The organism is Butyrivibrio sp. MB2005 (assembly GCF_000424285.1).
GTDB lineage: Bacteria > Bacillota > Clostridia > Lachnospirales > Lachnospiraceae > Butyrivibrio.
In genome coordinates, this window is the sequence record NZ_AUJP01000021.1 from 24368 (window position 1) to 48839 (window position 24472).

The following is a 24472-nucleotide window of genomic DNA, read 5'->3' on the forward strand; positions in this document are numbered from 1 at the left end:
ATTTATTATCAAAATATCGCAATATTAGTATACTATCGAATAAGCAATATGCTCAAATTAAAGATTTGTAAAATACTTGGTTACAGCTTTCAGTTTCTATATACAATCACCCCTTCATGAAATCAAAGATACTTATCTGGTTAGATTCAGGAATATCTCCAAGCAGACCCATGTTTGCCATCTTCTCTACTACTGCCTGAGGACACTTGGTGCGCTGTCTGAAGTCATCCCTTGAAATGAAAGGACCATCCTTTGCTGCTTCAACAATCTGATCCGCAGCTTTTTCGCCAAGACCGTCAATACTTACAAGGCTGGGCATGATCTTATCTCCAAATACCTGGAAGGATCTTGATGCAGCCTTAAAGATATCTATAGGCATAACCTCTATGCCGCGCTCATACATCTCTTCTGCAAGTCTCATGGCTGCCAGCTCGTTCTGCTCGGCATTGGTCATCTCATCACCTTTGCTTCGGTAATTGTTCATCCACACGTGAAGAGTACCCTCTCCCTGGAACATATGCTCATAACTGAGGGCCTTCGCTCTGATGGAGAACCACGCAGCATAGAAAGCCTGAGGCACATAAACCTTGAAATAAGCTATACGCCAAGCCATCATAACGTAAGCTGCAGCGTGAGCCTTAGGGAACATGTACTTGATCTTCTTACAGGACCAGATGTACCAGTCAGGTACGCCCGCCTCGATCATGGCGTTTTCCATATCGGGAGTAAGTCCCTTACCCTTACGAACTGACTCCATGGTCTTGAAGGAAAGTGACTTATCCATCCCCTTCTGGATCAGATAGATCATGATATCGTCACGACAACAGATACAGGTATCGATAGTAGCTTTGCCCTCCTGAATCAAAGTCTGTGCGTTACCGAGCCATACGTCAGTTCCGTGGGACAGACCTGAAATTCTGATAAGGTGAGACAGTGATGACGGCGATGCGTCGATAACCATCTGCATAGCAAAGTCAGTACCAAACTCAGGAAGTCCAAGACATCCAAGCTTGGTTCCTCCAATCTGATCAGGAGTGATATTAAGGGACTCCGTATTCATGAAAAGCTTCATTACATTCTTATCATCCAGTGGCACTGTCTTGGGATCAAGTCCCGTGCAATCCTGCAGGAATCTTATCATGGTAGGATCATCATGACCCAGAATATCAAGCTTTAGCAGGTTGTGGTCGATGGAGTGATAATCGTAATGAGTCGTAATGGTAGCTGTGGTCATATCATTTGCGGGATGCTGAACCGGTGTAAATGAGTTGATATCCTCACCTACAGGCAAAACTATGATACCGCCGGGATGCTGACCTGTACCTCTTCTGATACCGATACAGCCCTGAGTAATTCTGTCTATCTCACATCTTCTCTTAGCTGCACCAATTCCGTCATAGTACTTCTTTACAAAACCATAGGCAGTCTTATCGGCAAGACCTGCTATGGTTCCGGCACGGAAGGTCTGTCCATATCCGAAAATAACCTCCGTATACTTGTGGGCCTTGGACTGATACTCACCGGAGAAGTTAAGGTCGATATCAGGCTCCTTATCACCCTTGAATCCCAGGAAGGTCTCGAAAGGAATATCAAAGCCGTCCTTATTCATCATATGTCCGCACTTGGGGCACTTTTTGTCAGGCATATCACATCCGGAATTACCGCCGTATTTAAGAACTTCTTCCGAATCAAAATCACTGTACTTGCACTTAGGGCATACGTAGTGAGGTGAAAGAGAATTAACCTCTGTAATACCTGAAGCAAAGGCCACGAAGGATGAACCTACGGATCCTCGAGAGCCTACCAGATATCCATCCTCAACAGACTTCCAAACCAGCTTCTGAGCGATGATATACATAACCGCGAATCCGTTCTTGATAATTGAGTTAAGCTCTCTCTCAAGTCTCTCCTCAACTATTGCAGGCAGATTTTCACCATAAATCTCATGGGCCTTGTCATAGCAGATCCTGGTAAGGATTCCGTCACTGTCTTCGATTACAGGCGGACATTTATCAGGTCTTACAGGGGATATGCTATCACATCTTTTAAGGATATCTCTTGTATTTTCAATAACTACTTCTCTTGCTTTTGCTGCTCCAAGGTAATCAAATTCCTTGAGCATCTCAGCGGTTGTGCGCACAAAAAGCGGAGCCGGGGTCTCTTCATTCATACCCTTACCTGCCATGATAACAGTTCTGTATATCTCATCATCAGGGTTAAGGAAATGCGCATCACAGGTAGCAACAACCGGCTTACCATACTGCTCTCCAAGACGAACTATTCTCTTATTTACTTCTCTGATATCATCATCTGAATTGATGGTCTCATATCTCTCTGAATCCACCATGAAGTGGTTGTTGGCAACAGGCTGAATCTCCAGATAGTCGTAGAAATTCACTATCTTAGCGATCTCCTGATCATCTCTGTCCTCAACAACAGCACCGTACAGCTCACCTGCGCAGCAGGCTGAACCGATAATAAGTCCCTCTCTGTGCTTCATCAGCTCGCTCTTAGGTATACGAGGGAATCTGCTGAAGTAATCCAGGTGCGACTTACTTACCAAAGTGTAGAGATTAACTCTTCCTATGGTATTTTTTGCCAAAATGATTACATGATGGGTACGCAGATGCTTAACAATCTCTGGGTTAGATGCACCAAGGGCATTTACCTTAGTGAGATCATCCGCCTGCTCCTGCTCCATCATAGGCATAAACTTAAGGAAAATCTTGGCAGTACACTCAGCATCATCAACAGCTCTGTGATGGTGCTCATTTACTACGCCAAGGGTTTTACAAAGAGCATCCAGGTTATGCTTAGCCTGTCTTGGGAAAAATGCTCTGGATAATCCCATGGTATCCACAGTGGTGTAGTCAACATCTATGCCAAGCTGTCTGCAGTTCTCATTGATAAAGCTGATATCAAAACCGACATTGTGACCAACAAGAATACAGCCCTCACAGAACTCAACGAATCTGGGAACTATCTCATCCCTTGTGGGACAGCCGATAACCATTTCATCGGTGATGCTGGTGAGCTTGGTAATATTGAAGGGTATGGGTTCACCGGGATCAATGAATTCTGAAAAACGGTCCAGAATCTGTCCATCCTTAAGCTTAACCGCACCTATCTCAATAATCTTATTTTTCTTGGGAGAAAATCCCGTGGTCTCTATATCAAAGACTACAAAGGTGCTGCCTTCGATTTTCTGCCCCTTATTGTTAATAACAATTTCCTTCAGGTCATCAACAAGATAACCTTCTACGCCCTGAACAACCTTAAAGAAATCCTGTCTGTCGGGACGCTTTTCGCCTGCTTCCTTGCGCTTACCGGACTCTGCCTTCCACAGATCCTCCCAGGCATGGTTAGCATCTGTAAGAGCCTGAACTACGCCGTGGTCCGTGATAGCAATACCTGGCATTCCCCATTTGTAAGCCTGCTTAACGATATCCTTTACCTCGGATACGCCGTCCATATCACTCATCTTGGTATGGCAATGAAGCTCAACACGCTTTACTTCCTCTTCATCAACACGCTTGGTGGTAAAATCAGGTATCTTACGAATTCCCGCAATACTCTGAATCGTTACCTCGTGATCAAACTTATCCACCATGGCGATTCCCTTGATCTTCAGGAAAGCGCCTTTCTTGATATCCTGCTCCAGCTCAGGAACATTCTCCATCTTAGCAAAAAGCTTGGCTGTAATGGTATCCGTATAATCGGTAATAGCGAACATGAGAATAGCCTTCTCGCCCTTGATTTCTCTCTTATCGTAGCTGATTACCTGGCCTCTGATGGTGACTTCGCCCATCTCTCCCACAATCTCATCCATTGACATAGCTTCATCTTCAAAATCTCTGCCGTAGATAACATTGGGATCATCGGATCTCTTAAAGCCGCCGCTCTGACCTTTTTTGAAGAATTTGCCCGCGGAACCGGCACCAAACTTACTGCCCTTGGATGCTCCACCGTCACCGCCCTGGAACTTACTCTTCTCAGCATGCTTCTGCTCAGCCGCCTTCTTCTCAGCAGTCTTTTCCTTAGCTTCCTTCTCGTGCTTCTTATCAGATTTCTCCTCGGACTGCTCAAGCTTTTGAACAAGCTTCATGGTCTCCTTGGTATAATCATGTTCCTTCTTTTTCGCTTCGGCTTCCTTGTAGCGGACATCCATTTTTACAGCAAAACCGCAGCGTTCATTCAGAATCTTCTCCAGAATGCGCTGTATGTCAGAAGCCTTTTTCTCCGCAATAACAGATTCCTCAAGAACAAGAACCACCTTGTCGCTCTCAGGGAATTCGAAATCCGCCGTTTTTAAAACCGTATATTCTATTGGATCGTAATTCTTGAATTCCAGCATGATGCTGTCCCTGTACATCTCAAGAAGGTTCTTGGGTGTGTACTGGGCAGATAAGAAAAACCTCTCATAGATCTTAACCGTAAGATTGGTCTCCTTAAACAGCTGCTTCTTGATCTCCTTCTCAGTCTTTATGACCTTTGCCTTGTCGATAAGACGGTTACTGGATAAATAGATACGTACGAGATCCTTTTTCTGAGTGGTTGAAATCTTCTCCACCTGAACATCCGCTAATTCTTCTTTTGTGTGTTTATCTAATTCAAGTGTGGCAAACACTTCAAGAAATGGTTTTCTCATACATTAAATCTCTTTCTATAATATAAACACACTTCGAAGATTCCAAAGAATCTCCGAAGTGATTATGAACATCAGTCGTTCCAGTGAACGAGCTCTTCTCTGAGGGTATTTATCAGTTCTGCTTCAGGAACCTTCTTCACGATCTCGCCGCGTTTTATAAGAAGTCCCTCGCCTACGCCGCCTGCGATACCTATATCAGCTTCTTTGGCTTCTCCGGGGCCGTTTACCGCGCATCCCATAACAGCCACCTTGATATCTAACGGGAATTCCTGAACCATCTTCTCAACCTGATTGGCAAGTCCTATAAGATCGATCTTGGTTCTTCCGCAGGTAGGACAGGATACAACTTCTATTCCGCCCTTCCTAAGGCCAAGAGTTTTAAGGATCATCTTAGCAGTTCTGATCTCCTCAGTGGGATCTCCTGATAATGAAACTCTTATGGTATCACCAATACCTTCATTCAGAATGATTCCAAGTCCGATTGAAGACTTGATATTACCGCCATAAAGTGTACCGGCCTCTGTAATTCCAACATGAAGAGGATAATTGGTTTTCTCCGCGAGCTTTTTGTGAGCATCAACGCAGAGCATAACGTTGGAGGATTTTATACTTATTACAAGATTATCATAATCAAAATCCTCAATTATACGAACCTTATCAAGAGCACTCTCAACAAGGCCCTCAGCGGTAACACCGCCATATTTTTCAACAAGGTTCTTCTCAAGAGAGCCGCTGTTTACGCCTACTCTGATGGGAATATTTCTCTCCTTGGCTGTCTTAACAACAGCTTCTATTCTGTCATTTGAACCGATATTACCGGGATTGATCCTGATCTTATCAGCGCCGTTCTCCATTGCAGCGATGGCCATTTTGTAATCAAAATGAATGTCTGCTACAAGAGGAATATGGATTCTCTCTTTTATCTTCTTGATAGCATCTGCTGCTTCCTGAGTAGGAACCGTGCATCTGACAATGTCACAACCTGCTGCCTCAAGAGCAAGAATCTGCGCAACAGTCGCCTCTACATCCTCTGTAGGTGTATTGGTCATGGACTGGATCATTATGGGATTGCCGCCACCTATGATCTTATTTCCTATATGAACAACCTTAGTATTATCGCGATATGCCATATCTATTACCTCATGAATTTTGAAACATCATTGATAACCACTACAACCATAAATGCCAGCAGTATTACCATTCCTACAAGGTGCACCATACCTTCCTTTTCCCTTGGTACGGGCTTACCTCTCACAACCTCGACGAACTGGAATATAAGTCTTCCTCCGTCAAGAGCAGGGAAAGGAAGAAGGTTCATAACTCCCAGGTTCACAGACAAAAGTATTGCAAGCTCAAGCATTGTAAGAATTACTGACCATACACCGTAGGGGCTTACTGCCTCGTAGGTATCATCAACTATCTTAACCATTCCGACAGGACCCGAAACATCATTAAGTGAAAGCTTGCCCTGAACGAGAAGCGCAAGGCTTCTGTAGGTGGTCTTAAGATAATACCAAACATCATACCAAGCGTAGGGAATTACCTTGGAAGGGCTAACCTTGTCATATTTTCCCATGTAGAGCCCCATGTAATAGCGATTATCCTCGCTGTCGTAACGAGGAATGAGATCGGTAGAATTCACCTGACCGTCTCTCTCATATACGATATGCATGGGACCGCCCTGGCTGAACTGTGAAATAAGCGTTACCTCTGATGCAAGATGAATCTTCTCGCCATTGATCGAAACGATGGTATCGCCTTCCATAAGTCCTGCATCCGCTGCCGCAGAATCCTCTGTAAGACCTGCCACAACAGGATATGCCCAGTTTGAATTAGCTACAACGATAATAGCCAGTATCATAGCTGTTATGAAATTGAAAAACGGACCGCCAAAAAGTACTGCTATTCTTGCCCACACATTGGCATTTGGAAATGAGCGCTCATCAAACTCCTGGTTCTCAGCGTCCATAACATCCTCGCCTTCAAACACACAGGCTCCGCCTATAGGTAAAAGCCTGATGCTGTATGTGGTTTCCCCTTTTTTCTTTTTCCATAATACCGGGCCCATTCCGATGAAAAACTCAAGAACCCTTATTCCATTTGCCTTGGCAATAAGAAAATGCCCCAGCTCATGGGTTGTAACAAGGACACAGAATATTATGAAAAAAATGATCAAACTAACTAACATATTTTAAAAAGTGCCTCCCGCAAAATTACAGCTTAAAATTCTCAAGATAAGCATAGGTCTCAGCCTCTGCTGCAAGAATCTCCTCAAGATCAGGATTCTCTATCTTATTGTGATGCTCCATGGCACCGGTGATCATATCGTAAATATCAAGGAAACGAATCTCCCTTGCTATAAACTTCTTAACAGCCATCTCGTTTGCCGCGTTAAATACTGTAGGCATGCTGCCGCCTGCTCTTGCAGCATCATAGGCAAGGGCCAGACCTCTAAAGGTATCAGTATCAGGCTTCTCGAAGGTGATACTTGCAAGCTCGAAGAAATCAAGTCTCTTCTCATTCATAGGTCTTCTGTCAGGATAGAAAAGTGCATACTGAATAGGCAGCTTCATATCCGGAACACCAAGCTCCGCCATAACAGCGCCGTCCACAAACTGTACCATAGAATGTATTATACTCTGAGGCTGTACAATAACCTGGATTTGATCAAGGTCTGTACCAAAAAGCCATTTTGCCTCCATAACTTCAAGTCCCTTATTTACAAGAGATGCTGAATCTATTGTAACCTTAGGACCCATATCCCAGTTGGGATGCTTTAATGCATCATCTACTGTCATATTAACAAGCTCTTCACGCTTTTTGCCTCTGAAGGGACCGCCTGAAGCTGTAAGAAGGATTTTTTCAATCTTATCAGCAGGTTCACCGTTAAGAGACTGAAAAATAGCACTGTGCTCACTGTCCACAGGAAGAATCTTTACATTGTTCTTCGCTGCAAGGGGCATGATGATATGTCCTGCAGTAACAAGAGTCTCCTTATTTGCAAGAGCAATATCCTTGCCACTCTCGATAGCTGCGATTGTGGGACGGATTCCGATCATACCAACCACAGCTGTAAGAACAGTATCTGCCTCCGGCACTGTAGAAACCTCAACAAGGCCTTCCATTCCGGAAAGAACTTTGGTGGGAACATCTGCAATCTTAACCCTAAGCTCCTCTGCTGCCTTCTCATCAAACATGGCAACATACTTAGGCTGAAACTCTCTTACCTGTTTCTCTACCATGTCAACGCTTCTGTTGGCTGCGATACCCACTACCTTAAGCTCATCGGGATTAGCTCTGACAACATCCAGCGTCTGCGTTCCGATTGAACCTGTAGAACCTAAAAGAACAATTTTTCTTCCCATTAACAATTACCTCTTACTAACTAAAATCAAACATTAAGCAGCATCATTGCCATAAAGAATATCACCGGAGTGATGAAAATAACGCTGTCGAATCTGTCCATAATTCCGCCATGACCGGGAATCAGATGACCATAATCCTTAATATCATGATCTCTCTTTATGCCTGATGCGATAAGATCTCCTATCTGAGAAAGAGCACCTGCCACAAGAGTGATCAGCATGAAAGCGATAATATCCTGTGATACAGCTGCTGAGCCGGTATTAACCGCATAAACATATCCAAAAACAGCACCTGCAACAACGCTTCCAACAATACCGCCTATAGCACCTTCAACTGTCTTCTTGGGAGAAAGCTTTTGGCAAAGCTTGTGCTTGCCAAAAGCTCTTCCTGCAAAGTATGCAAAGGTATCACATATCCATGCGATAAACGGAAGCCATGCAAGGAACTGTCCGTTTGGCATGATCCTAAGAAGATATATAAAGGAAAGCATCACCGGTGCATAAATAAATGAAAACACCGCTGCTATAAGCTGCTTTGAATGATATTTGGGAAAAGAAAAAACAAATACGATAGCCTCAGCAAAAAACAAAAACATCAAGGTCATAACAAGATATTTCATGTCTCCGCCAAAGGCAACTGTCAGGCCATAATAAGCCACCACTGCAATAAGGCCAAGTATCTCAATAATGTTAAATCCCTTTTCTCCGTTATTTACACCCAATGCAGATACCAGTTCGTGATATCCCACCAGTGACACAAGAAGGAGAACGCCGGCTGTTACATATCCACCACTAAGGAGTGTGGCCACAAGAAGCACTACCAAAACAGCTCCGCTCACAACTCTAGTCTTCATAAAACACAATTCTCCCTGAATTTATTTTGTCTCGGTATCCTTCAAACCGCCAAACTTACGGTTACGTCCTGCATAGGCATCAACTGCCTTCTGAAGCTCTTCCTTATCAAAATCAGGCCATGCAATATCAGTGTAATAAAACTCTGTATATGCACACTGCCAAAGAAGGAAGTTACTGAGTCTCTGCTCACCGCAGGTACGGATGAGGAGATCGGGATCAGGTATATTACCTGTATCCAGTTTCTGTGAAATCATCTCCTCTGTAATATCCTCAGGTGAGAGTTTTCCATCCTTGCAATCAGCTGCTATTGTTCTTACGGCGCGAACTATCTCATCACGGCTTCCGTAGTTAATAGCTATAGTAAAAGTAAGTCCGGTGTTACCTGCAGTAGCAGTCTCAAGCTCTTCGATGGCTTCTCTGATATCCTCAGAGAGACGTGAACGCTCGCCGATAACCTGACAGCGAACATTATTCTTCATGGACTTCTTGATACTGGTCTTCAAATACTGACGGAGGATCTTCATAAGTGCAGCAACCTCTGTCTCAGGTCTGTTCCAGTTCTCAGTGGAAAAAGCATATACTGTCAGATACTTTATTCCCATATCTCTGGCAACAACCAGTATGTCCTCTACAGCCTTGGCACCCTGCATATGTCCATAATTCCTGGGCATACCCTTTGCCTTGGCCCAACGTCCGTTACCATCAAGGATTATTGCTACATGTTCCGGAATCTTACTCATTTCTTCCATATTCATATTCCTATCTTCAAAAATAAAGTTTTAAGTTCTCTGGATTTTCTCAAAGCAAACCAAATGATTTCCTATGAGATAAAAGTCAGAGCCTGTGATGTCCCCACAGGCTCCAACATTGATTGTTATTTAATACTTATGATAACAACTATTATACAGTCATTATCTCTTTGCTCTTCTCTTCTACAGCGCCGTCAATCTTCTTGATGAACTGGTCTGTAAGCTTCTGAAGATCTTCCTCAAGCTCAGCTATCTCATCCTCTGAAACATCTGTGCCCTTAAGCTTCTTGAAGGCATCATTACCATCACGACGAATGTTTCTGATGGCTACCTTAGAGTCTTCACCCTTTTTCTTGATGTCCTTTGCAAGCTGTTTTCTTCTCTCCTCTGTAAGCTCAGGGAAAACAAGTCTTATAACATTACCATCATTGCTGGGTGTGATTCCAACATCTGATGCCATGATAGCTTTCTCGATATCCTTAATAAGGCTCTTATCCCAGGGTGCAATCTGAATCATGCGCGCTTCGGGAATTGAAACGTTACCTACCTGCTGAATGGGTGTAGGTGTTCCGTAATAGTCAACCTTCACCTTATCGAGAACATGAGGATTTGCTCTGCCTGCACGTACTGCAGCAAGATCAGCTACAAGGAAATCATAAGCTTTTGTCATTTTCGCTTCATAAGGCTTAACTTTCTCATTCATACCATTGTCCTCCAACATAATCAGGCTGTTACTGTGGTTCCGTTAAAGTTACCACTCTCTGCCTTAATTATACTATTTTCTTCCTGTAATGCGAATACCCGCATAGGAATATGGTTCTCCATTACCATAATGGAAGCTGTCATATCGACAACCTGAAGGCCCTGCTTTACAACATCTTCAATGCTAATCTCATCATAGCGCTTAGCATTAGGATTAGTTGCAGGATCGCTGTCATATACTCCGTCGATTGCTTTTGCAAGGAGCATTACATCAGCTTCGATCTCGATAGCTCTGAGAGCCGCACCTGTATCCGTTGAGAAGTAAGGATGGCCTGTGCCGCCTGCGAAGAATACTACCATTCCTTTTTCAAAATACTTATTTGCTCTGTCCTTTGAGAAAAGCTTGGTAAATGAGCCGCATTCAAAAGGTGTGAGGATGTTTGTCATCATACCTACGCTTCTGAAAATCTCAGAAACATAGATGCAGTTCATAACCGTTGCCAGCATTCCGATCTGGTCTGCCTTAACACGGTCGATATTCTCACTGGTTCTTCCTCTCCAGAAATTACCACCGCCGATAACGATACCAACCTGAGTTCCTTTATCAACAAGTTCCTTAACCTGAAGAGCAACCTGACGAACAGTAGGCTCGTCAAATCCTGTCTTATTGGGGCCGGCAAGAGCCTCGCCACTAAGCTTTAATAAAATTCTCATTATTTTGTTCCCTTAAGTCCTTCAAAGAATGCAGAAGGATTAACCTCAGCATAAGCCTGTGAGCAGTTACCTTCGATAACAGCACCGTTGTTGATCTGTACTGACTGAGACTTAATGTTACCCATAACAATTGCTGTTGTATCAAGAACTACAGGTCCGGGTACATCGATGTCACCCTTTACAGCGCCTGCGATTACTGCGCTTGTAGCGAAGATGTTACCGATAACTACTGTGCTCTGTCCGATCTTAACGCTACCCTGACTGCGAACCTCACCTGTGATTCTTGCTGCCTCAGCGTAAATCTCTGCTGCCTTTGAATCACCCTCGATCTCACCTGTTACGTTAAGCTTACCAAGACATGTTACATTACCTGCAATCTTACCAACGAGCTCAAGTGAGCCTGTAGTCTCAAGGTTACCGACAATTTTCATACCCTCTGTAATGCTGGCTGTCTCATCTGTAGGTGTCTGCTGCTGAATATCCATTGTTTCAAATCCCCCGTTATTTCTTTTTGTATTTGTTGGTGCTTCATATTTAACTTCTTCGCGAACCGGAACCTCTTCCTCCTTCTCAGTCTCAACTACTGAACTGAGAGACTCTGTAAGGTCTGCAACAGTCTCTGCCTTAGGAACTGTCTCTACGCTTACTTCAGGAATAACATCCGCAATTGAAGAGTCTTCTGCCTTTTCTTCGATCTCTTCCTTGATCTCTTCTTTAATCTCTTCACTGATTACCGGCTCAGCATCAGCTTTCTTATCAGCCCCATCATCTCCGAGCTCGATTTCATCAAGGTGATCAAGCATTGCATTCAGATCCTTCTTGACCTCTGCCTCGCTCTTAACAGCGGAAGCGATATCTTCGCTTTTCTGAGGTTTCAGAATCTGTGCATCGTTACTTTCCTCAGGTATGATAGTCTTTGCTGCCTGAGAGAGATCACTTTTCAGCTCTGAAAAAAATCCCATTTTTCATTTCCTCCGTTTTCTTACTGCAAATTACTGATATGTTGAACCGGTAACGTATCGTCCGTTATCGGAACTATCACTGTGTTATCAAGTGCCTGTACCTGCTCAATTATCTCAGGTAACGCATCCACCGTCGCCTGCTTGTCTGAGGCGTCGTGTAAAAGTATTATCGAGTTCTGGAACTTGGGAACCCCGGTCATGACGTTGGTAACTATCAAGTCCTTGGTAATACCGTTCCTGTCATCTCCACTTGCCACATTCCAATCATAATATGTGATATTTTCAAGTGCAAGATAATTAATTAGCTCGCTCATATCGACCTTGCTGACTGTATTGGAGCTGCCTCCGGGGAATCTGTATCTGGTGGACCAGACTCCTGTGGTCTCATAAAGGAAAGTCTGAAGCTTGTGCAGGTCCTCCTGAAAGCCCTCAAGTGACTCGTAAAGTTCGCTGTATTTGTGACTGTATGAGTGCATGCCCAGTGTGTGTCCGCTGTCCACTATGCGCTTATATACATCTGTGTACCTGGTATCGGGCTTGCCTGTTACGAAAAAAGTGGCCTTAACATCATATTCATCCAGGACATCAAGAATCTCTCCTGTCTTACTGCTAGGCCCATCATCAAAAGTGATATAAACTCTTCTGACATCATCGCCGACCGTCATATTACCGTCAGCATTCTCCAAAACCTCTTCCGTCTTCTCATCCTGATTCTCAGATAGGGCTTCCTCCGCGTCTGTCTGGTCTTCTAAAGTCTCCTCGGGTATTGATGCAACATCTTCTTCGGGTTGCTCATCGGCAGTGGCAGCTTCTTCTGCCCCGGCGGTGTCCTCCTTCTCCAGAGGCTTGTCATCGCCCTTCCCCCTGGCCAATGCGCTCTCTCCGTATTGTTGCTCGTACCATGAAAGCTCTTCTTTTGCCTGATCAAGTCTGGTCTTTATCCTGTCATATCTGATGGCAAGAACAAGACATATACAGATCGGAATAATAATAGCACCTGCAATCGATGCAAGAATCAGTCTTCTCAGAAAACGAATGCGCTTTGCACGGTCGACGGAAGGCTTTTGTTCCTCCCCATTTGTTTGCATATTATTACCACATTTCCAATTTCTATCTACATTACATAGCCAAAAAGCATTATATCATAATTTTACTGCGACCTACAAAACATTTTCCAAAAATCAAGTTGGCAAATTCACTAATAATTCCGAAAAAAATTTGGAGCCCGAAAACAGGCCAGTATATATTTTTTTTAGATTCTCTTTATAGGGTGTTTATCCTCAAATGCTATTCTTATTTTACCAAGAAATACAGGAGGAAACGGGTATGAATAAAATCACAACTCTCATCGTAACAATGGCTTTTTTAGTAGGGTTATTCACACCTGTACAGGTCAGTGCAAATGTTTCATCACAATCTGACATAGGAATTAAAGCCGAGTATCTTATAAAAGATAGCGACGGATTACATACAAGATATGTAGTACTTGCAACCAACAATTCAGGATCAGATGTAACAGTTAATGCAAGCTTCCACGCATTTGATGCAAACGGCTCCGTTATCAAAACCGTATACGACAATGCAGAATCCATTAAAAAAGGTCAGGATTTCATAATATACGGACAGTTCAGAAATGAGATCGCCTCAGCTGCATCCGCCATTAAATACGATTTTTCAGTAGCCGATGACAATTGTTGCAACTATGACGCCATAGGTCTTGATATCGCACAGGAAGAGGACAATTCCCTGACAGTTACAGGAACCAACTATTCCAAAGCAGATGTAAATGCAGTAAACGTTCGCGGAATCTTCTACAAGGACGGAACACCGGTAGCATTTGATACCACCAACATTGCAGACACAAGCTACACTTTAAGAAGCGGTAATTCAGGAACACAGGAGCTTTGCCAGGTTCCGACAGATTATGACAACTACGTAATAACCTACTCGGCAAGCAGCGTAACACCGAATGTAGTCTACAACTGATAAATAAAACGACATCATTAAGGGCCCCGGAATTGCATTTCGCAATTTGTCCGGGGCCCTATTCTATTTCACTTAATAATCCACTTTCATAAGGCACAGTCCCTGAGGCGGAGCCGTAGGACCTGCTTTTTGTCTGTCGCAGGCTTCAATGATATCCTTCATTGCTGCCGGCTCGATATTGCCATAGCCAACCTCAAGCAGTGTTCCTGTCATTATTCTGACCATGTTCTGCAAAAATCCGTTGCCGTGAAAATAGAACCTGATCTGAGGACCGCTCTCCTCGATCTTGATGTTATCAACACAGCGAACCGTGGATTTTTTCATGCGGGTATTGCCGCAAAAGCTCTTAAAATCATGGGTTCCGACTATGTATTTCGCAGCCTCTTCCATGAGAGCAACATCCGGCTTCTGTTCAAGAACGGTGACATATTTCCTGTCAAAAACAGGCTTGGTATCACCAAAATAACAGGTGTATCTGTAGGTCTTGCCAAGAGCATTGTAGCGGCTGTGGAATCTGTCAGAACAGATTCTCACATCATTGATGCTGATATCCTCAGGCAGATACTGGTTCATATACCTTAAAATCTCTTCCTCGGTAAAAACCGTATCCAGTATAGCGTTGGCAGTCATGGCTCTTGCATGAACTCCCGCATCTGTTCTTCCCGCACCGATTACCTGTACATTTTCACCTTCAGACATGCCTACCATTCTGCTGAGCACCGACTCCAGCTTGCCCTGAATGGTCATATCCTTATTGGGTTGTTTCTCCCAGCCATAAAACCTTGTTCCGTCATAGCTGAGTACAAATTTATAATTACGTTTCATAATCCATCCGATTCCGGCGTATTATTTAGCCAGCTGCTCCTTAATAGCGCTAAGAAGCTCATCATAACTCTCAAAAGCAGGGAACTGAGGATAATCCTTCTTAATCTGATCTGTAGTTCTGAAAAGGAATCCTGCCTTACTTGCCTCGATCATGCCAAGGTCGTTGAAGCTGTCACCGCTGGCGATAGTATCAAATCCGATACTCTGAAGTGCCTTAACTGTAGTAAGCTTACCCTTATCGCAGCGCATCTTAAAGCCAGTGATCTCGCCATTATCAGCAACCTCAAGTGAGTTACAGAAAATTGTGGGCCATCCAAGCTTCTTCATAAGAGGTGTTGCGAACTGTGTGAAGGTATCGCTAAGAATGATAACCTGTGTTATAGATTTGAGTTCATCAAGGAATTCCTTTGCGCCCGGCAGCGGATCAATCGTAGCGATTGTATCCTGAATCTCTTTAAGACCAAGACCGTGCTCTTTAAGAATGTCAATTCTGTATTTCATGAGCTTGTCATAGTCAGGCTCATCTCTGGTAGTTCTCTTAAGCTCCGGGATTCCTGTTGCTTCAGCAAAAGCAATCCAGATCTCGGGAACCAAAACACCTTCCAAATCCAAACAGGTTACGTACATTTTTCATCCTCCTCGCGTGCTAAACTATTCATAATCAACTTTTTAGTAGTTTATCATACTTTCCGGAAAAGTGAATAAAAATACCTATTTTCTGTATAGGAATTTTCTGGCTGCAGCAAGGGCAATCTTGTAATAGAAAGGATTAAGCGCCTTATCTGCATTCTTAAGCTCCTGTCTGATATTTATATGCTGAGGGCAGTGACTCTCGCACTTGCCGCATTCTATGCACTGTGAGGGAAGTCCCGGTTCCTTGCGCATTCCTACAATTCGGAAAAACTCCTGTCTGCCGGTTCCCTTGTTATCCATATACATAGCGTTATAGCATCTGAATGTACTCGGAATATCGACACCCTTCGGACAGGGCATACAATATCCGCAGCCGGTACATCCAACCTTCAAACGTTCATTTATGCTGGCCTTAATCTGATCTATCAGCTGGAAATCCTTCTCGGTGAACTCGCCGGCCTCTACTTCGGATGCTACTCTGCAGTTCTCCTCTACCATTTCGACAGAATTCATGCCTGACAAAACGCAGGTAACCTGGGGCTGATCCCAAAGCCATCTGAAGGCAAGTTCTGCTGCAGATCTGTGCTTCTCATCCTCTGCAATAAGCTTTTTAGCTTTTTCAGGCAAAAGATCAACCAGTTTTCCGCCGCGAAGAGGCTCCATGATAATAACAGGGATACCCTTTTCGCCTGCTGCTTCAAGGCCCTTCCTTCCGGCCTGTGATACCTCGTCAAGATAGTTATACTGAATCTGACAGAAATCCCAGTCATAGGCATTTAGAATCTCTATGAACATCTCGGAATTTCCATGAAAAGAAAAGCCTATGTGCTTTATTTCACCGGAGGCTTTCTTCTCTGCTATCCATTCCTCTATACCGAGCTTTTTAAGCTTTTCCCAGGCATTTATGTCTGAAAGCATGTGCATTAAATAATAGTCGATATAGTTAGTACGAAGGCGCGAACATTGCTCCTTAAAGTACTTCTCGATAGCATCTTTATTTGCAATAAGATATTGTGGGAGCTTTGTGGCAACCTGGATCTTCTCTCTGATGTGATTCTTCTCGAAAATCTCACCTATTGCCACTTCGCTTCCCGGATAAATGTAAGCCGTATCGTAGTAATTTACTCCAAGTTCATAGGCTCTCATTATCTCCTTCTCGGCTTTTTCCATATCGATGCCGGCGCCTTTTCTTGTAAAGCGCATGCATCCGAATCCGAGTAAAGAGATGTCTCCACCCTGTCTGTTTTTTCTGTATTTCATACCCTCTCCTTAGTTATTTACATGAGTTTTGCTACACAAGCAGCAACATTCTCCATCTTCTCTGTGGGCTCGAATCTTGCTACAACCTCACCGTTTCTGTCTACAACAAACTTTGTGAAGTTCCACTTGATATCAGGATTATTCTTGTAGTCCTTATCGATCTTCTTGAGCATAACACCCATTGCAAGTGCAGCAGGTCCTTTTCCGAAGCCTTCAAAGCCCTTCTGCTCCTTAAGGAATCTGTAAAGATCAAGCTGGTTCTCGCCGTTTACATCAGACTTCTTCATCTGAGGGAACTTGGTGTTGTAATGAAGTGTGCAGAACTCGTGAATTTCCTCATCAGTCCCCGGTGTCTGGCCTGCGAACTGATTGCAGGGAATATCAAGAACCTCAAAGCCCTGATCGTGGAATTTCTCGTACATATCCTCGATATCCTTGTAATGAGGTGTGAAACCGCAGCCTGTAGCTGTATTAACTACGAGAACTACCTTTCCCTTGTAATCTGCCATTGAAACTGTCTCGCCCTGTGCGTTTGTTACTGAATAATCGTAGAATCCCATAATGACCTCCATGAAAAAATGAATCTCTTTGTGAATTATCAATGTTATTTCAAAAAATGTTTTGTTAATCACCTTTATGATTTAATGAAATTATATTGCGTGCAATTCATTTTGTCAAGGTCCTTATTTTAACTTTTTCTGGTGGCTATTTTAAGGCTTTTCAGGTACTCCTTCTGCTCCGGAGTAATCCTGTAGCTTTCGATTGATTTTTGAATTGCCTTGTTGTGAGTCCAGACATCAAGCTTCTTATTCTCAATAAACGGGATTATGGAATCATACTGCTTTGCCAGAGCTGTGGCAAAATACCAGGCGATCATCATATTGATATAATACTCATCAGTGCGCACCTTTGCCACCATCTCGGGATATTTCATATCAAAATCATCATCCAGAAAATGCTCCATAAGCATGCCGATGGCAAAGCGGACAGTATAGGTCTTATCTGATACTATCCACTCATCTATCTTTTTTAGAAGCTCTTCCTTATGCTTTTTTAAAATCTTGGGTGACATCTGATCGCAGGTAGCCCAGTTATCAACATAAGGCAAAAACTGACAGAGCTTTTCCATGCACAGATCGTAATCCTTCATGCCGGATATAATGAAGGCCTGAAGCTGGTTTTCATCAAAATATTTATGGGGAAGGTCATCTAAAAATTCATCGATGCCATCTGCCTTAGCATATTGTTTTGCCAGCTTTCTAAGCTCCGGAGTTCTGACACCTATCATGTCATCCGGATTTGTTCCGGGAATAAGCTTTACCTGAAAATCTCTGTATTTAATGTCCTGATGCTTAAATAATTCTTCTCTGATTTCGTCAGTTATCATGGGCTTCATCTATACCTCCACTTTTTTCACAAGGAAGTTCTGCTCTCGCATGCAAGCATGCTCGCCAGAACAACAGTCGTCTCTAAACTCGAACTTCCTTAGCAGTCGTTCTCGTTAAGAGAACGACTGTTTCAACACTCCTGGTGTGGGCAAACATGTCCACGGGGATGATGCGTTTTGCGACGTAGCCGTTTTTGGTCATGAATTCAAGGTCGCGGGCAAGAGTGTCGGGACTGCAGGATACATAGACAACTCTGTCGGGAGCGAGTTTAAACATGGACTCCATGAAAACCTCGGTGGAACCGGCACGAGGGGGATCCATGAAGACAACGTCCACCTTCTCGCCTGCTTCTGCCATCTGAACCATGAATTTGCTGGCATCGTTCTCGTAGATATCTATATTCTTAATTTCGTTCATTCTTGCATTTAATCTCGCATCACGAACAGCATCCTTATTGAGCTCAACGCCAATGACTTCCTTGGCTTTAGGGCTTGCGATGATGCCGATGGTACCAACTCCACAGTAGCAATCGAGAGCTGTTTCTTTGCCTGTAAGGCCTGCCAGCTCAACTGCCTTGGAATAAAGTTTCTCAGTCTGAACAGGATTTACCTGATAGAAAGACTTAGGAGAAATCTTGAATTTCATTCCGCAAACTGTATCGTAGATGAATCCGGGACCATAAATTGTCTTCTCCTTATCGCCCAGAATCATGCTTGTATGCTTGTCATTTACATTTATAACAATGGTTGTGATCTCAGGATGCTCCTTCAAAAGAGCCTTCACAAAATTATTCTTGGAAGGCAGAATCGGAGATGTGAGCACAAGAACAACCATTATTTCTCCGGTATTATGACCGACTCTTATAAGGACATGACGAAGAAGGCCATATCCATTATCCTCATCATAGGTCTTGATCTTGAAGGACCTTAGCATTCCTCTGATTGTTGCAATGATGGCATCGGCCTTTTCATTCTCAAGAAGACATGCGTCAATGGGCACAACATCATGGGTTCCTTCTTTATAAATTCCAGACTGGGGATTGCCCTTCTTATCATGAGTGAAAACCGCATGAACCTTACACCTGTAATGATCAGGATCATCCATGGCCATGAAGGGCTCGACCTTTCCAAACTTGCCAAGCATCTCCTCCATCTTCTCCTGCTTGATGGCGATCTGCTTCTTGTAAGGCATATCAATCATCTGGCAACCGCCGCACTTCTTGGAATAAGGGCAGCGACTCTTTTGTGCCTGTTTTGCGTCCCCGGCTTTGCCTGGTCTGCCGGTTCTCCCTGGTACAGCCGGTTTCCTGCGATTATCGGTTTTTTTACCGGTGACGCCGGCCTTATTACCTGCTCTGTTAAACTTCTTTTCCATAAATCTACCTCTATAGACACAAAACCTCCGGAACAACTTCTGCTCCAGAGGCCATTAATTACTTCTTTTTCTTTCCGTTTTTATCTTTTTTGTGTTCACCAAAATCTCTGAGCTTAATATCCTCAAGTCCTGAAACCAGGTCTCTGGCTCTCTCAACATCTGCTCTGTTTATGCGGATGGTGCAATAAATTTTATTCTTGTTACCACCAAAGAGCTTCTGTAAAAATGACTGCTCATGCCAGTCGATGTAGTAAGATATACGGTTTGCTAAAAACCTCTCCTCAAGTGTCTTCTTGCTCTCTCTGCTGTAAACTCTGCAAAAAGATACTTCATTATTAAAAACCTGATCGTCCTGAATGATTGATGACATGCTAAAAACCTCTTAATTTTCTAATGTTTCGAAAACATTTTACACTATCCGCATCTGATTTGTAAATGAAAATGATAACCACCACATCACAAATAACCCATACACATCACAAATAGCAACAATTTATGATAAACCGCCAACTTTTACACATACTTAATTTTATTTATCATCTTTTCATTTGATACTTTAAACATTCAGGTGTAAAAATTAATTAGAGGTACTATGTAACGGCATGGATGCTGTTTTTCCCGGAAAATACTTTTTCCGCAGATCAAAGGAGTGATATCTATGGGAATAAACGTAAATATGGATTATTCCACCTTATTTAGCAGTATGTCCGGCGCTTCTTCATCCAACAATTATTTATCGGGTTTATCAGGAATGCTTTCCGACTATTCTTCCATCAAAAACGGAAGCTACGGTAAGCTTGTTTCTGCATATTATAAAAAGATCGACGGAGAGAATTCTTCATCAAAAGCTGATGACAGCAAGGACGCAAAAGCTGCTGAGAAATCAAAATCACAGCAGGCAGCTGCAGAGAAAAAGAAATATTCTTCAATAGCATCAAGTGCAAATGCTCTTGAAGAATCCGCTGAGAAGCTGACCAATTCAGGTGCTGATTCCATTTTTGAAAAAGCATGGAAGACAAAAACCGATGCTGATGGCAACACATCTCAGGTCTATGACTACAACGAAGAAAAAATCGTGTCGGCTGTATCTGATTTCGTAAACAAGTACAACAGCCTTGTGTCTGCTTCTGCTGATGCGTCAGATACAAACACCAGCACCAGAACTTCCTACATGTCAAAGATTACCTATTCCTTCAAGGATGAGCTCAGCTCCATCGGAATCTCAGTATCCGACAAGGGTAAGCTCTCTCTCGACAAGGACAAGATGAAGGAAGTTGGAATGGAATCTGTAAAAAATATCCTTGGAAACCGCAGCGGATATGCATATCAGATGTCTTCCTCCGCATCTTCCATCGAGAGCGCCGCTTCAAAAGCAGCAAGCAACAGCTCAACCTATTCCAAGTCAGGCAGCGTAACACCTGACTACTCATCCATAATGGATTCGTTCATTTAAACGATTAGAGCATATGCTCTTTTCTCATAGAACCTATATGCCATAAAGTAAAGTCCTCACAGCCACAAGGTTGTGGGGACTTTACTTTTAAATACATCTCAAGACATAAACAGGGCTGCCATCAATTGGCAGCCCTTTAATATTCTCTACCTCCGCCATCACTCTGATGCGATCTCATCTACTCTGCTGGCGTATTTTACTCTGTAAATTCTGGTCAGTGACTCGTTGATTCTGTCTTCACTGATAACGCCGCTCTGAACAGCTGCCAGAACTCCGTTATAGGATTCCTCGAAGTTGCCGGGAATGAAGATCATGTCTGCTCCTGCCTGAATTGCTGCAACTGCTGCATCACCGTCTGAATATCTCTCAAGAATGGTCTCATCGCTGAGGGTATCTGTGATGATGACGCCCTGGTAACCAAGCTGACCTCTGAGAAGATCTGTAACTACTGCGCTGCTGAGGCATGAAGGTGTGTCGTCCTGAGTGATGCCTGATGAAGCTGATGCGCAAACCATGATCATATCAGCGCCTGCGTCGATTCCTGCCTTGAAAGGAGCAAGGATGTCTGCCATGCCCTCTGCTGTAGTTCCGCTGTCTGATATCTCAGGGAAAAACTGAAGGCAAGAGGAAACGCCATAGGTATCAAGTCCCGTAACTGTCTGAGCTACCATGCTTGAAACCACTGCCTGGTCAGTACCAAAGGACTGCTCGCTGTCTGAAAGGTTCGCATTTATACCAAAATTCAGATTGAATCCATATCTGTTAAGGTAATTTGAAACTGTCTCTGCTGTCTCGTGAGCCTTCTCGGGGCTGCCCTCTGCTGCAAGCTGTGAAGGTGAAGCAGGCATATCAAGTGAAAGTCCGCTGGCAACCTTGCTTCCGCTGCCACCAACCTCTGATGTAGCGATGAAAAGCGGATACTTACTCATGTTAACAGTTGATGAAATCATATCTGTAAGCTGTGCTTCATCCTTGATATTCTTGGTGCTGTAGTAGATACCGCCAACAGCATACTTAGAAAGTGCATCCTGTGTAGCGTTGCCTGCCTTGATAACGGCATCGGCACCTGTAAGCTGCTCAGGTGAGATCATGAAAAGACCTGCAACCTTGTCCTCAAGAGGCATCTCTGAAAGGCAAGTATCAACAATGGTATCAAGCATATTTTCAGTACTGGATACCTCTGCCTCAGTGATGTTCTCATCCGGCGAAGACACTGCAGCCGGCTCTGCCTCTACTTTGGAAGCCTCAAGTGAAGCCTCGTAGGAAGCATTCATCTCCTGTATAAATCCTGTAGCCTTGGAAATTCCTAACGCGATAACCGCAACGAAAACTATAACAAAAACTCCCATGACGGAATATGCGATGATCTGGCTTCTAATTCTGCGCTGCCTTCTGATCTCACGTCTCTCATCACGCTCAGAGCTACTAATTCTATCTCTATCTTCCATACATCCTCCCCTATGGAATCCACCCAAAAAACTTACCTAGAGTATAGCATAGGAAAAACACAAATTCTACCCAAACATAGATACGAAACCACTAAATATAGTATGGAAAACCATATATATGGTGCCTAAAATTCCAGCGAAAAATATGTTTTCAAAAAGCAATAATTTCATATCGTTTAACCGAACATGCCCCTACATTTTTTACAATAAAAAAACGTAAGGGCGAATGATCTTTTTCTACCATTCGCCCTTACGCCTTTTCAAATTGTTCGTTGTCCAATGGACTTACCTCCAAATTCTCAACCCTGCTCTTTCCATTAACCTTTGCACTCGTATGCTGTGACGGTTAGCTCGACGACTAATTCTTCGCCACTATGTCATGTACTCGAACTTGTTGTGATGGAATTACTCACTATTGTTGTGGTTAAACTAATTTGCTCGGTGGACTGTACCTTCCTTTCCGAAACTAATTAAAAACTTAATTTACAGTTCTAACTTATGTTCCCTTTGGACCGTACCTCCCTTTCTTTCAGCCACCCGCTGAAGTATTTAAGATGTATCTCGTTTATTTATGTTTGTAGTATACCCTCGCCATAGTAATTTGTCAATACACTTTTTGAAAATTCTTCTTTTATTTTGATTATTTGCCGGTTATTAATTGTTTTTCTGATAAATTGTCGCAATCATATATAATTTATATACAATTCAAAATACCGAATTTTTCTTTTACATGAATGAAAATACAAATCCTGAAAAAGCCCCGAAATAAAAAGACTACCCGTATAATGTACCGGGTAGTCTCATAACCACAATATCTATTAAATTTATGCTTAAATTTATCAAATAAGAGGATATTTTTTCGTTAACTCGTCAATAATTTTTCTTGCTTCGTCGTTCTTTTCACCCTTGCCCTTGATGACGATGGAAATAGCCTCAGCGATTCTGTCCATATCATCTTCCTTCATGCCACGAGTGGTAACAGCAGGTGTTCCGAGACGGATTCCGCTTGTAACGAAGGGTGACTGCTTTTCATTGGGTATTGTATTCTTGTTAGCTGTGATGTGTGCATCGTCAAGCCATGTCTCAACGTCCTTACCTGTAAGGTCGAAGTTGGTCAGATCGATGAGCATCAGATGGTTATCTGTACCGCCTGAAACGATCTGAACGCCTCTCTTCATAAGGCCTTCGCTGAGTGCCTTTGCGTTCTTTACGATCTGCTTCTGATATTCTACGAATGAAGGATCAAGTGCTTCCTTGAAGCATACAGCCTTAGCAGCAACCACATGCTCTAAAGGACCGCCCTGGATTCCCGGGAAAACAGCCTTGTTGAACTTGTACTTATCCTGTGCTGCCTGATTCCAAAGAATGAGACCGCCTCTGGGGCCGCGAAGTGTTTTATGTGTTGTGGTAGTAACAACATCTGCATAAGGGAATGGACTGGGATGAACACCTGCAGCAACAAGTCCCGCAATGTGAGCGATATCTGCCATAAGTACAGCGCCGCAAGCATCTGCTGCCTCTCTGAACTTAGCAAAATCAATTGTTCTGCAATATGCTGATGCACCTGCGATGATGAGCTTGGGCTGATGTTCCTTTGCAAGTCTGATAACCTCGTCGTAATCGATGAATCCGTTCTCATCTACGCCATAAGCCACAACATTGTAATATGTACCTGAGATATTTGCCGGACTTCCGTGTGAAAGGTGACCACCCTGACTGAGATTCATACCAAGAATAGTGTCACCGGGCTTTAAAAGAGCAAACTGAACTGCCAGATTGGCCTGTGCTCCTGAGTGGGGCTGAACATTTGCATAGTCGCAGTGGAAAAGCTCCTTGGCTCTGTCTCTTGCGATGTTCTCTACCTTATCAACTACCTGACATCCGCCGTAGTAACGCTTTCCGGGAAGACCCTCAGCATACTTGTTGGTAAGAGGGCTGCCCATAGCTGCCATAACTGCCTTACTTACCCAGTTCTCAGATGCGATCAGCTCGATGTGATCATTCTGACGCGCCATCTCCTCCTCGATGAGAGCAGCGATTTCCGCATCAACATTCTTAACTTCGTCCAATGAATACATACCCGTTCTCCTCTTTCTAATTTTGACAATTT

21 protein-coding genes are annotated in these 24472 nt (G+C 43.4%); 2 read left to right on the forward strand and 19 right to left on the reverse strand.

Going from position 1 to position 24472, the window contains the following annotated elements; translation table 11 throughout:
* Positions 1-106: 106 nt before the first annotated feature.
* The 10 genes from G610_RS0112170 to G610_RS20720 form a co-directional block, all read right to left on the reverse strand.
* Positions 107-4648, reverse strand: coding sequence for a PolC-type DNA polymerase III (locus G610_RS0112170; RefSeq protein WP_026525026.1), 4542 nt, complete (start codon positions 4646-4648; stop codon positions 107-109).
* 71 nt (positions 4649-4719) lie between these two features.
* Entirely contained in the window at positions 4720-5778 is a 1059-nt protein-coding gene (ispG, locus tag G610_RS0112175; RefSeq protein ID WP_026525027.1) for a flavodoxin-dependent (E)-4-hydroxy-3-methylbut-2-enyl-diphosphate synthase, read from the reverse strand.
* Between the two features lie 5 nt (positions 5779-5783).
* Complete coding sequence (gene rseP / locus G610_RS0112180) at positions 5784-6836, reverse strand: RIP metalloprotease RseP (protein ID WP_026525028.1); 1053 nt, start codon at positions 6834-6836, stop codon at positions 5784-5786.
* Between the two features lie 25 nt (positions 6837-6861).
* Positions 6862-8013, reverse strand: coding sequence for a 1-deoxy-D-xylulose-5-phosphate reductoisomerase (locus tag G610_RS0112185; protein WP_026525029.1), 1152 nt, complete (start codon positions 8011-8013; stop codon positions 6862-6864).
* Positions 8014-8039: 26 nt separating this feature from the next.
* On the reverse strand, positions 8040-8867 hold the full coding sequence (locus tag G610_RS0112190; RefSeq protein WP_026525030.1) for a phosphatidate cytidylyltransferase: 828 nt from the start codon (positions 8865-8867) through the stop codon (positions 8040-8042).
* Between the two features lie 21 nt (positions 8868-8888).
* On the reverse strand, positions 8889-9617 hold the full coding sequence (locus tag G610_RS0112195) for an isoprenyl transferase (protein WP_026525031.1): 729 nt from the start codon (positions 9615-9617) through the stop codon (positions 8889-8891).
* A gap of 151 nt (positions 9618-9768) precedes the next feature.
* Positions 9769-10320, reverse strand: coding sequence for a ribosome recycling factor (gene frr, locus G610_RS0112200; RefSeq protein ID WP_026525032.1), 552 nt, complete (start codon positions 10318-10320; stop codon positions 9769-9771).
* Between the two features lie 20 nt (positions 10321-10340).
* Complete coding sequence (gene pyrH / locus G610_RS0112205) at positions 10341-11033, reverse strand: UMP kinase (protein WP_035791878.1); 693 nt, start codon at positions 11031-11033, stop codon at positions 10341-10343.
* Positions 11033-11995, reverse strand: a complete 963-nt coding sequence (locus tag G610_RS0112210) for a polymer-forming cytoskeletal protein (RefSeq protein WP_026525033.1) — start codon at positions 11993-11995, stop codon at positions 11033-11035. Before G610_RS0112210 ends, pyrH begins: the two co-directional genes overlap by 1 nt.
* 20 nt (positions 11996-12015) lie before the next feature.
* Positions 12016-13083: a polysaccharide deacetylase family protein gene (locus G610_RS20720; protein ID WP_035797488.1), complete on the reverse strand. Its 1068-nt coding sequence runs from the start codon at positions 13081-13083 to the stop codon at positions 12016-12018.
* Positions 13084-13321: 238 nt separating this feature from the next.
* Between G610_RS20720 and G610_RS0112220 the strand changes: the two genes are divergently transcribed.
* The gene (locus G610_RS0112220) at positions 13322-13981 is read left to right on the forward strand and encodes a hypothetical protein (RefSeq protein ID WP_026525034.1); all 660 of its coding nucleotides are present in this window, start codon (positions 13322-13324) and stop codon (positions 13979-13981) included.
* Positions 13982-14053: 72 nt separating this feature from the next.
* Here the strand turns inward: G610_RS0112220 and truA are convergent, their stop codons facing one another.
* The 7 genes from truA to G610_RS0112255 form a co-directional block, all read right to left on the reverse strand.
* Positions 14054-14806, reverse strand: a complete 753-nt coding sequence (gene truA / locus G610_RS0112225) for a tRNA pseudouridine(38-40) synthase TruA (protein ID WP_026525035.1) — start codon at positions 14804-14806, stop codon at positions 14054-14056.
* A 21-nt stretch (positions 14807-14827) separates the two neighbouring features.
* On the reverse strand, positions 14828-15433 hold the full coding sequence (gene thrH, locus G610_RS0112230; RefSeq protein WP_026525036.1) for a bifunctional phosphoserine phosphatase/homoserine phosphotransferase ThrH: 606 nt from the start codon (positions 15431-15433) through the stop codon (positions 14828-14830).
* Between the two features lie 84 nt (positions 15434-15517).
* Positions 15518-16699, reverse strand: coding sequence for an aldo/keto reductase (locus G610_RS0112235; protein WP_026525037.1), 1182 nt, complete (start codon positions 16697-16699; stop codon positions 15518-15520).
* A 17-nt stretch (positions 16700-16716) separates the two neighbouring features.
* Positions 16717-17259, reverse strand: a complete 543-nt coding sequence (locus G610_RS0112240; protein ID WP_026525038.1) for a glutathione peroxidase — start codon at positions 17257-17259, stop codon at positions 16717-16719.
* Positions 17260-17387: 128 nt separating this feature from the next.
* Positions 17388-18086: a DNA alkylation repair protein gene (locus tag G610_RS0112245; RefSeq protein ID WP_026525039.1), complete on the reverse strand. Its 699-nt coding sequence runs from the start codon at positions 18084-18086 to the stop codon at positions 17388-17390.
* Between the two features lie 82 nt (positions 18087-18168).
* Positions 18169-19461: a 23S rRNA (uracil(1939)-C(5))-methyltransferase RlmD gene (gene rlmD / locus G610_RS20725; RefSeq protein WP_081667442.1), complete on the reverse strand. Its 1293-nt coding sequence runs from the start codon at positions 19459-19461 to the stop codon at positions 18169-18171.
* 58 nt (positions 19462-19519) lie between these two features.
* The gene (locus G610_RS0112255) at positions 19520-19831 is read right to left on the reverse strand and encodes a hypothetical protein (protein WP_026525040.1); all 312 of its coding nucleotides are present in this window, start codon (positions 19829-19831) and stop codon (positions 19520-19522) included.
* A gap of 288 nt (positions 19832-20119) precedes the next feature.
* Here G610_RS0112255 and G610_RS0112260 point away from each other — a divergent pair, with 288 nt between their 5' ends.
* Positions 20120-20914 carry a hypothetical protein gene (locus G610_RS0112260; protein WP_026525041.1) on the forward strand — a complete coding sequence of 265 codons (795 nt, stop codon included), beginning with the start codon at positions 20120-20122 and terminating at the stop codon, positions 20912-20914.
* Positions 20915-21072: 158 nt separating this feature from the next.
* On the opposite strand, the gene G610_RS20730 is transcribed toward G610_RS0112260, so the two are convergent.
* Together G610_RS20730 and glyA are read right to left on the reverse strand one after the other, a co-directional pair.
* Entirely contained in the window at positions 21073-22362 is a 1290-nt protein-coding gene (locus G610_RS20730; protein ID WP_051197961.1) for a glycoside hydrolase family 3 N-terminal domain-containing protein, read from the reverse strand.
* An 839-nt stretch (positions 22363-23201) separates the two neighbouring features.
* Positions 23202-24440, reverse strand: coding sequence for a serine hydroxymethyltransferase (gene glyA, locus G610_RS0112270; protein WP_026525042.1), 1239 nt, complete (start codon positions 24438-24440; stop codon positions 23202-23204).
* Between the last annotated feature and the right edge of the window lie 32 nt (positions 24441-24472).

Excerpts from the sequence above, each read along its gene's own strand:
- G610_RS0112260 (WP_026525041.1), top strand. The coding sequence starts at position 20,120 with ATGGGAATAAACGTAAATATGGATTATTCCACCTTATTTAGCAGTATG.
- rlmD (WP_081667442.1), bottom strand. The coding sequence starts at position 19,461 with ATGGAAAAGAAGTTTAACAGAGCAGGTAATAAGGCCGGCGTCACCGGT.
- G610_RS0112235 (WP_026525037.1), bottom strand. The coding sequence starts at position 16,699 with ATGAAATACAGAAAAAACAGACAGGGTGGAGACATCTCTTTACTCGGA.
- G610_RS0112240 (WP_026525038.1), bottom strand. The coding sequence starts at position 17,259 with ATGGGATTCTACGATTATTCAGTAACAAACGCACAGGGCGAGACAGTT.
- G610_RS20730 (WP_051197961.1), bottom strand. The coding sequence starts at position 22,362 with ATGGAAGATAGAGATAGAATTAGTAGCTCTGAGCGTGATGAGAGACGT.
- G610_RS0112210 (WP_026525033.1), bottom strand. The coding sequence starts at position 11,995 with ATGGGATTTTTTTCAGAGCTGAAAAGTGATCTCTCTCAGGCAGCAAAG.
- G610_RS0112185 (WP_026525029.1), bottom strand. The coding sequence starts at position 8,013 with ATGGGAAGAAAAATTGTTCTTTTAGGTTCTACAGGTTCAATCGGAACG.
- truA (WP_026525035.1), bottom strand. The coding sequence starts at position 14,806 with ATGAAACGTAATTATAAATTTGTACTCAGCTATGACGGAACAAGGTTT.
- G610_RS0112195 (WP_026525031.1), bottom strand. The coding sequence starts at position 9,617 with ATGGAAGAAATGAGTAAGATTCCGGAACATGTAGCAATAATCCTTGAT.
- pyrH (WP_035791878.1), bottom strand. The coding sequence starts at position 11,033 with ATGAGAATTTTATTAAAGCTTAGTGGCGAGGCTCTTGCCGGCCCCAAT.
- G610_RS0112170 (WP_026525026.1), bottom strand. The coding sequence starts at position 4,648 with ATGAGAAAACCATTTCTTGAAGTGTTTGCCACACTTGAATTAGATAAA.
- G610_RS20720 (WP_035797488.1), bottom strand. The coding sequence starts at position 13,083 with ATGCAAACAAATGGGGAGGAACAAAAGCCTTCCGTCGACCGTGCAAAG.
- thrH (WP_026525036.1), bottom strand. The coding sequence starts at position 15,433 with ATGTACGTAACCTGTTTGGATTTGGAAGGTGTTTTGGTTCCCGAGATC.
- G610_RS0112190 (WP_026525030.1), bottom strand. The coding sequence starts at position 8,867 with ATGAAGACTAGAGTTGTGAGCGGAGCTGTTTTGGTAGTGCTTCTTGTG.
- glyA (WP_026525042.1), bottom strand. The coding sequence starts at position 24,440 with ATGTATTCATTGGACGAAGTTAAGAATGTTGATGCGGAAATCGCTGCT.
- rseP (WP_026525028.1), bottom strand. The coding sequence starts at position 6,836 with ATGTTAGTTAGTTTGATCATTTTTTTCATAATATTCTGTGTCCTTGTT.
- frr (WP_026525032.1), bottom strand. The coding sequence starts at position 10,320 with ATGAATGAGAAAGTTAAGCCTTATGAAGCGAAAATGACAAAAGCTTAT.
- ispG (WP_026525027.1), bottom strand. The coding sequence starts at position 5,778 with ATGGCATATCGCGATAATACTAAGGTTGTTCATATAGGAAATAAGATC.
- G610_RS0112255 (WP_026525040.1), bottom strand. The coding sequence starts at position 19,831 with ATGTCATCAATCATTCAGGACGATCAGGTTTTTAATAATGAAGTATCT.
- G610_RS0112220 (WP_026525034.1), top strand. The coding sequence starts at position 13,322 with ATGAATAAAATCACAACTCTCATCGTAACAATGGCTTTTTTAGTAGGG.
- G610_RS0112245 (WP_026525039.1), bottom strand. The coding sequence starts at position 18,086 with ATGATAACTGACGAAATCAGAGAAGAATTATTTAAGCATCAGGACATT.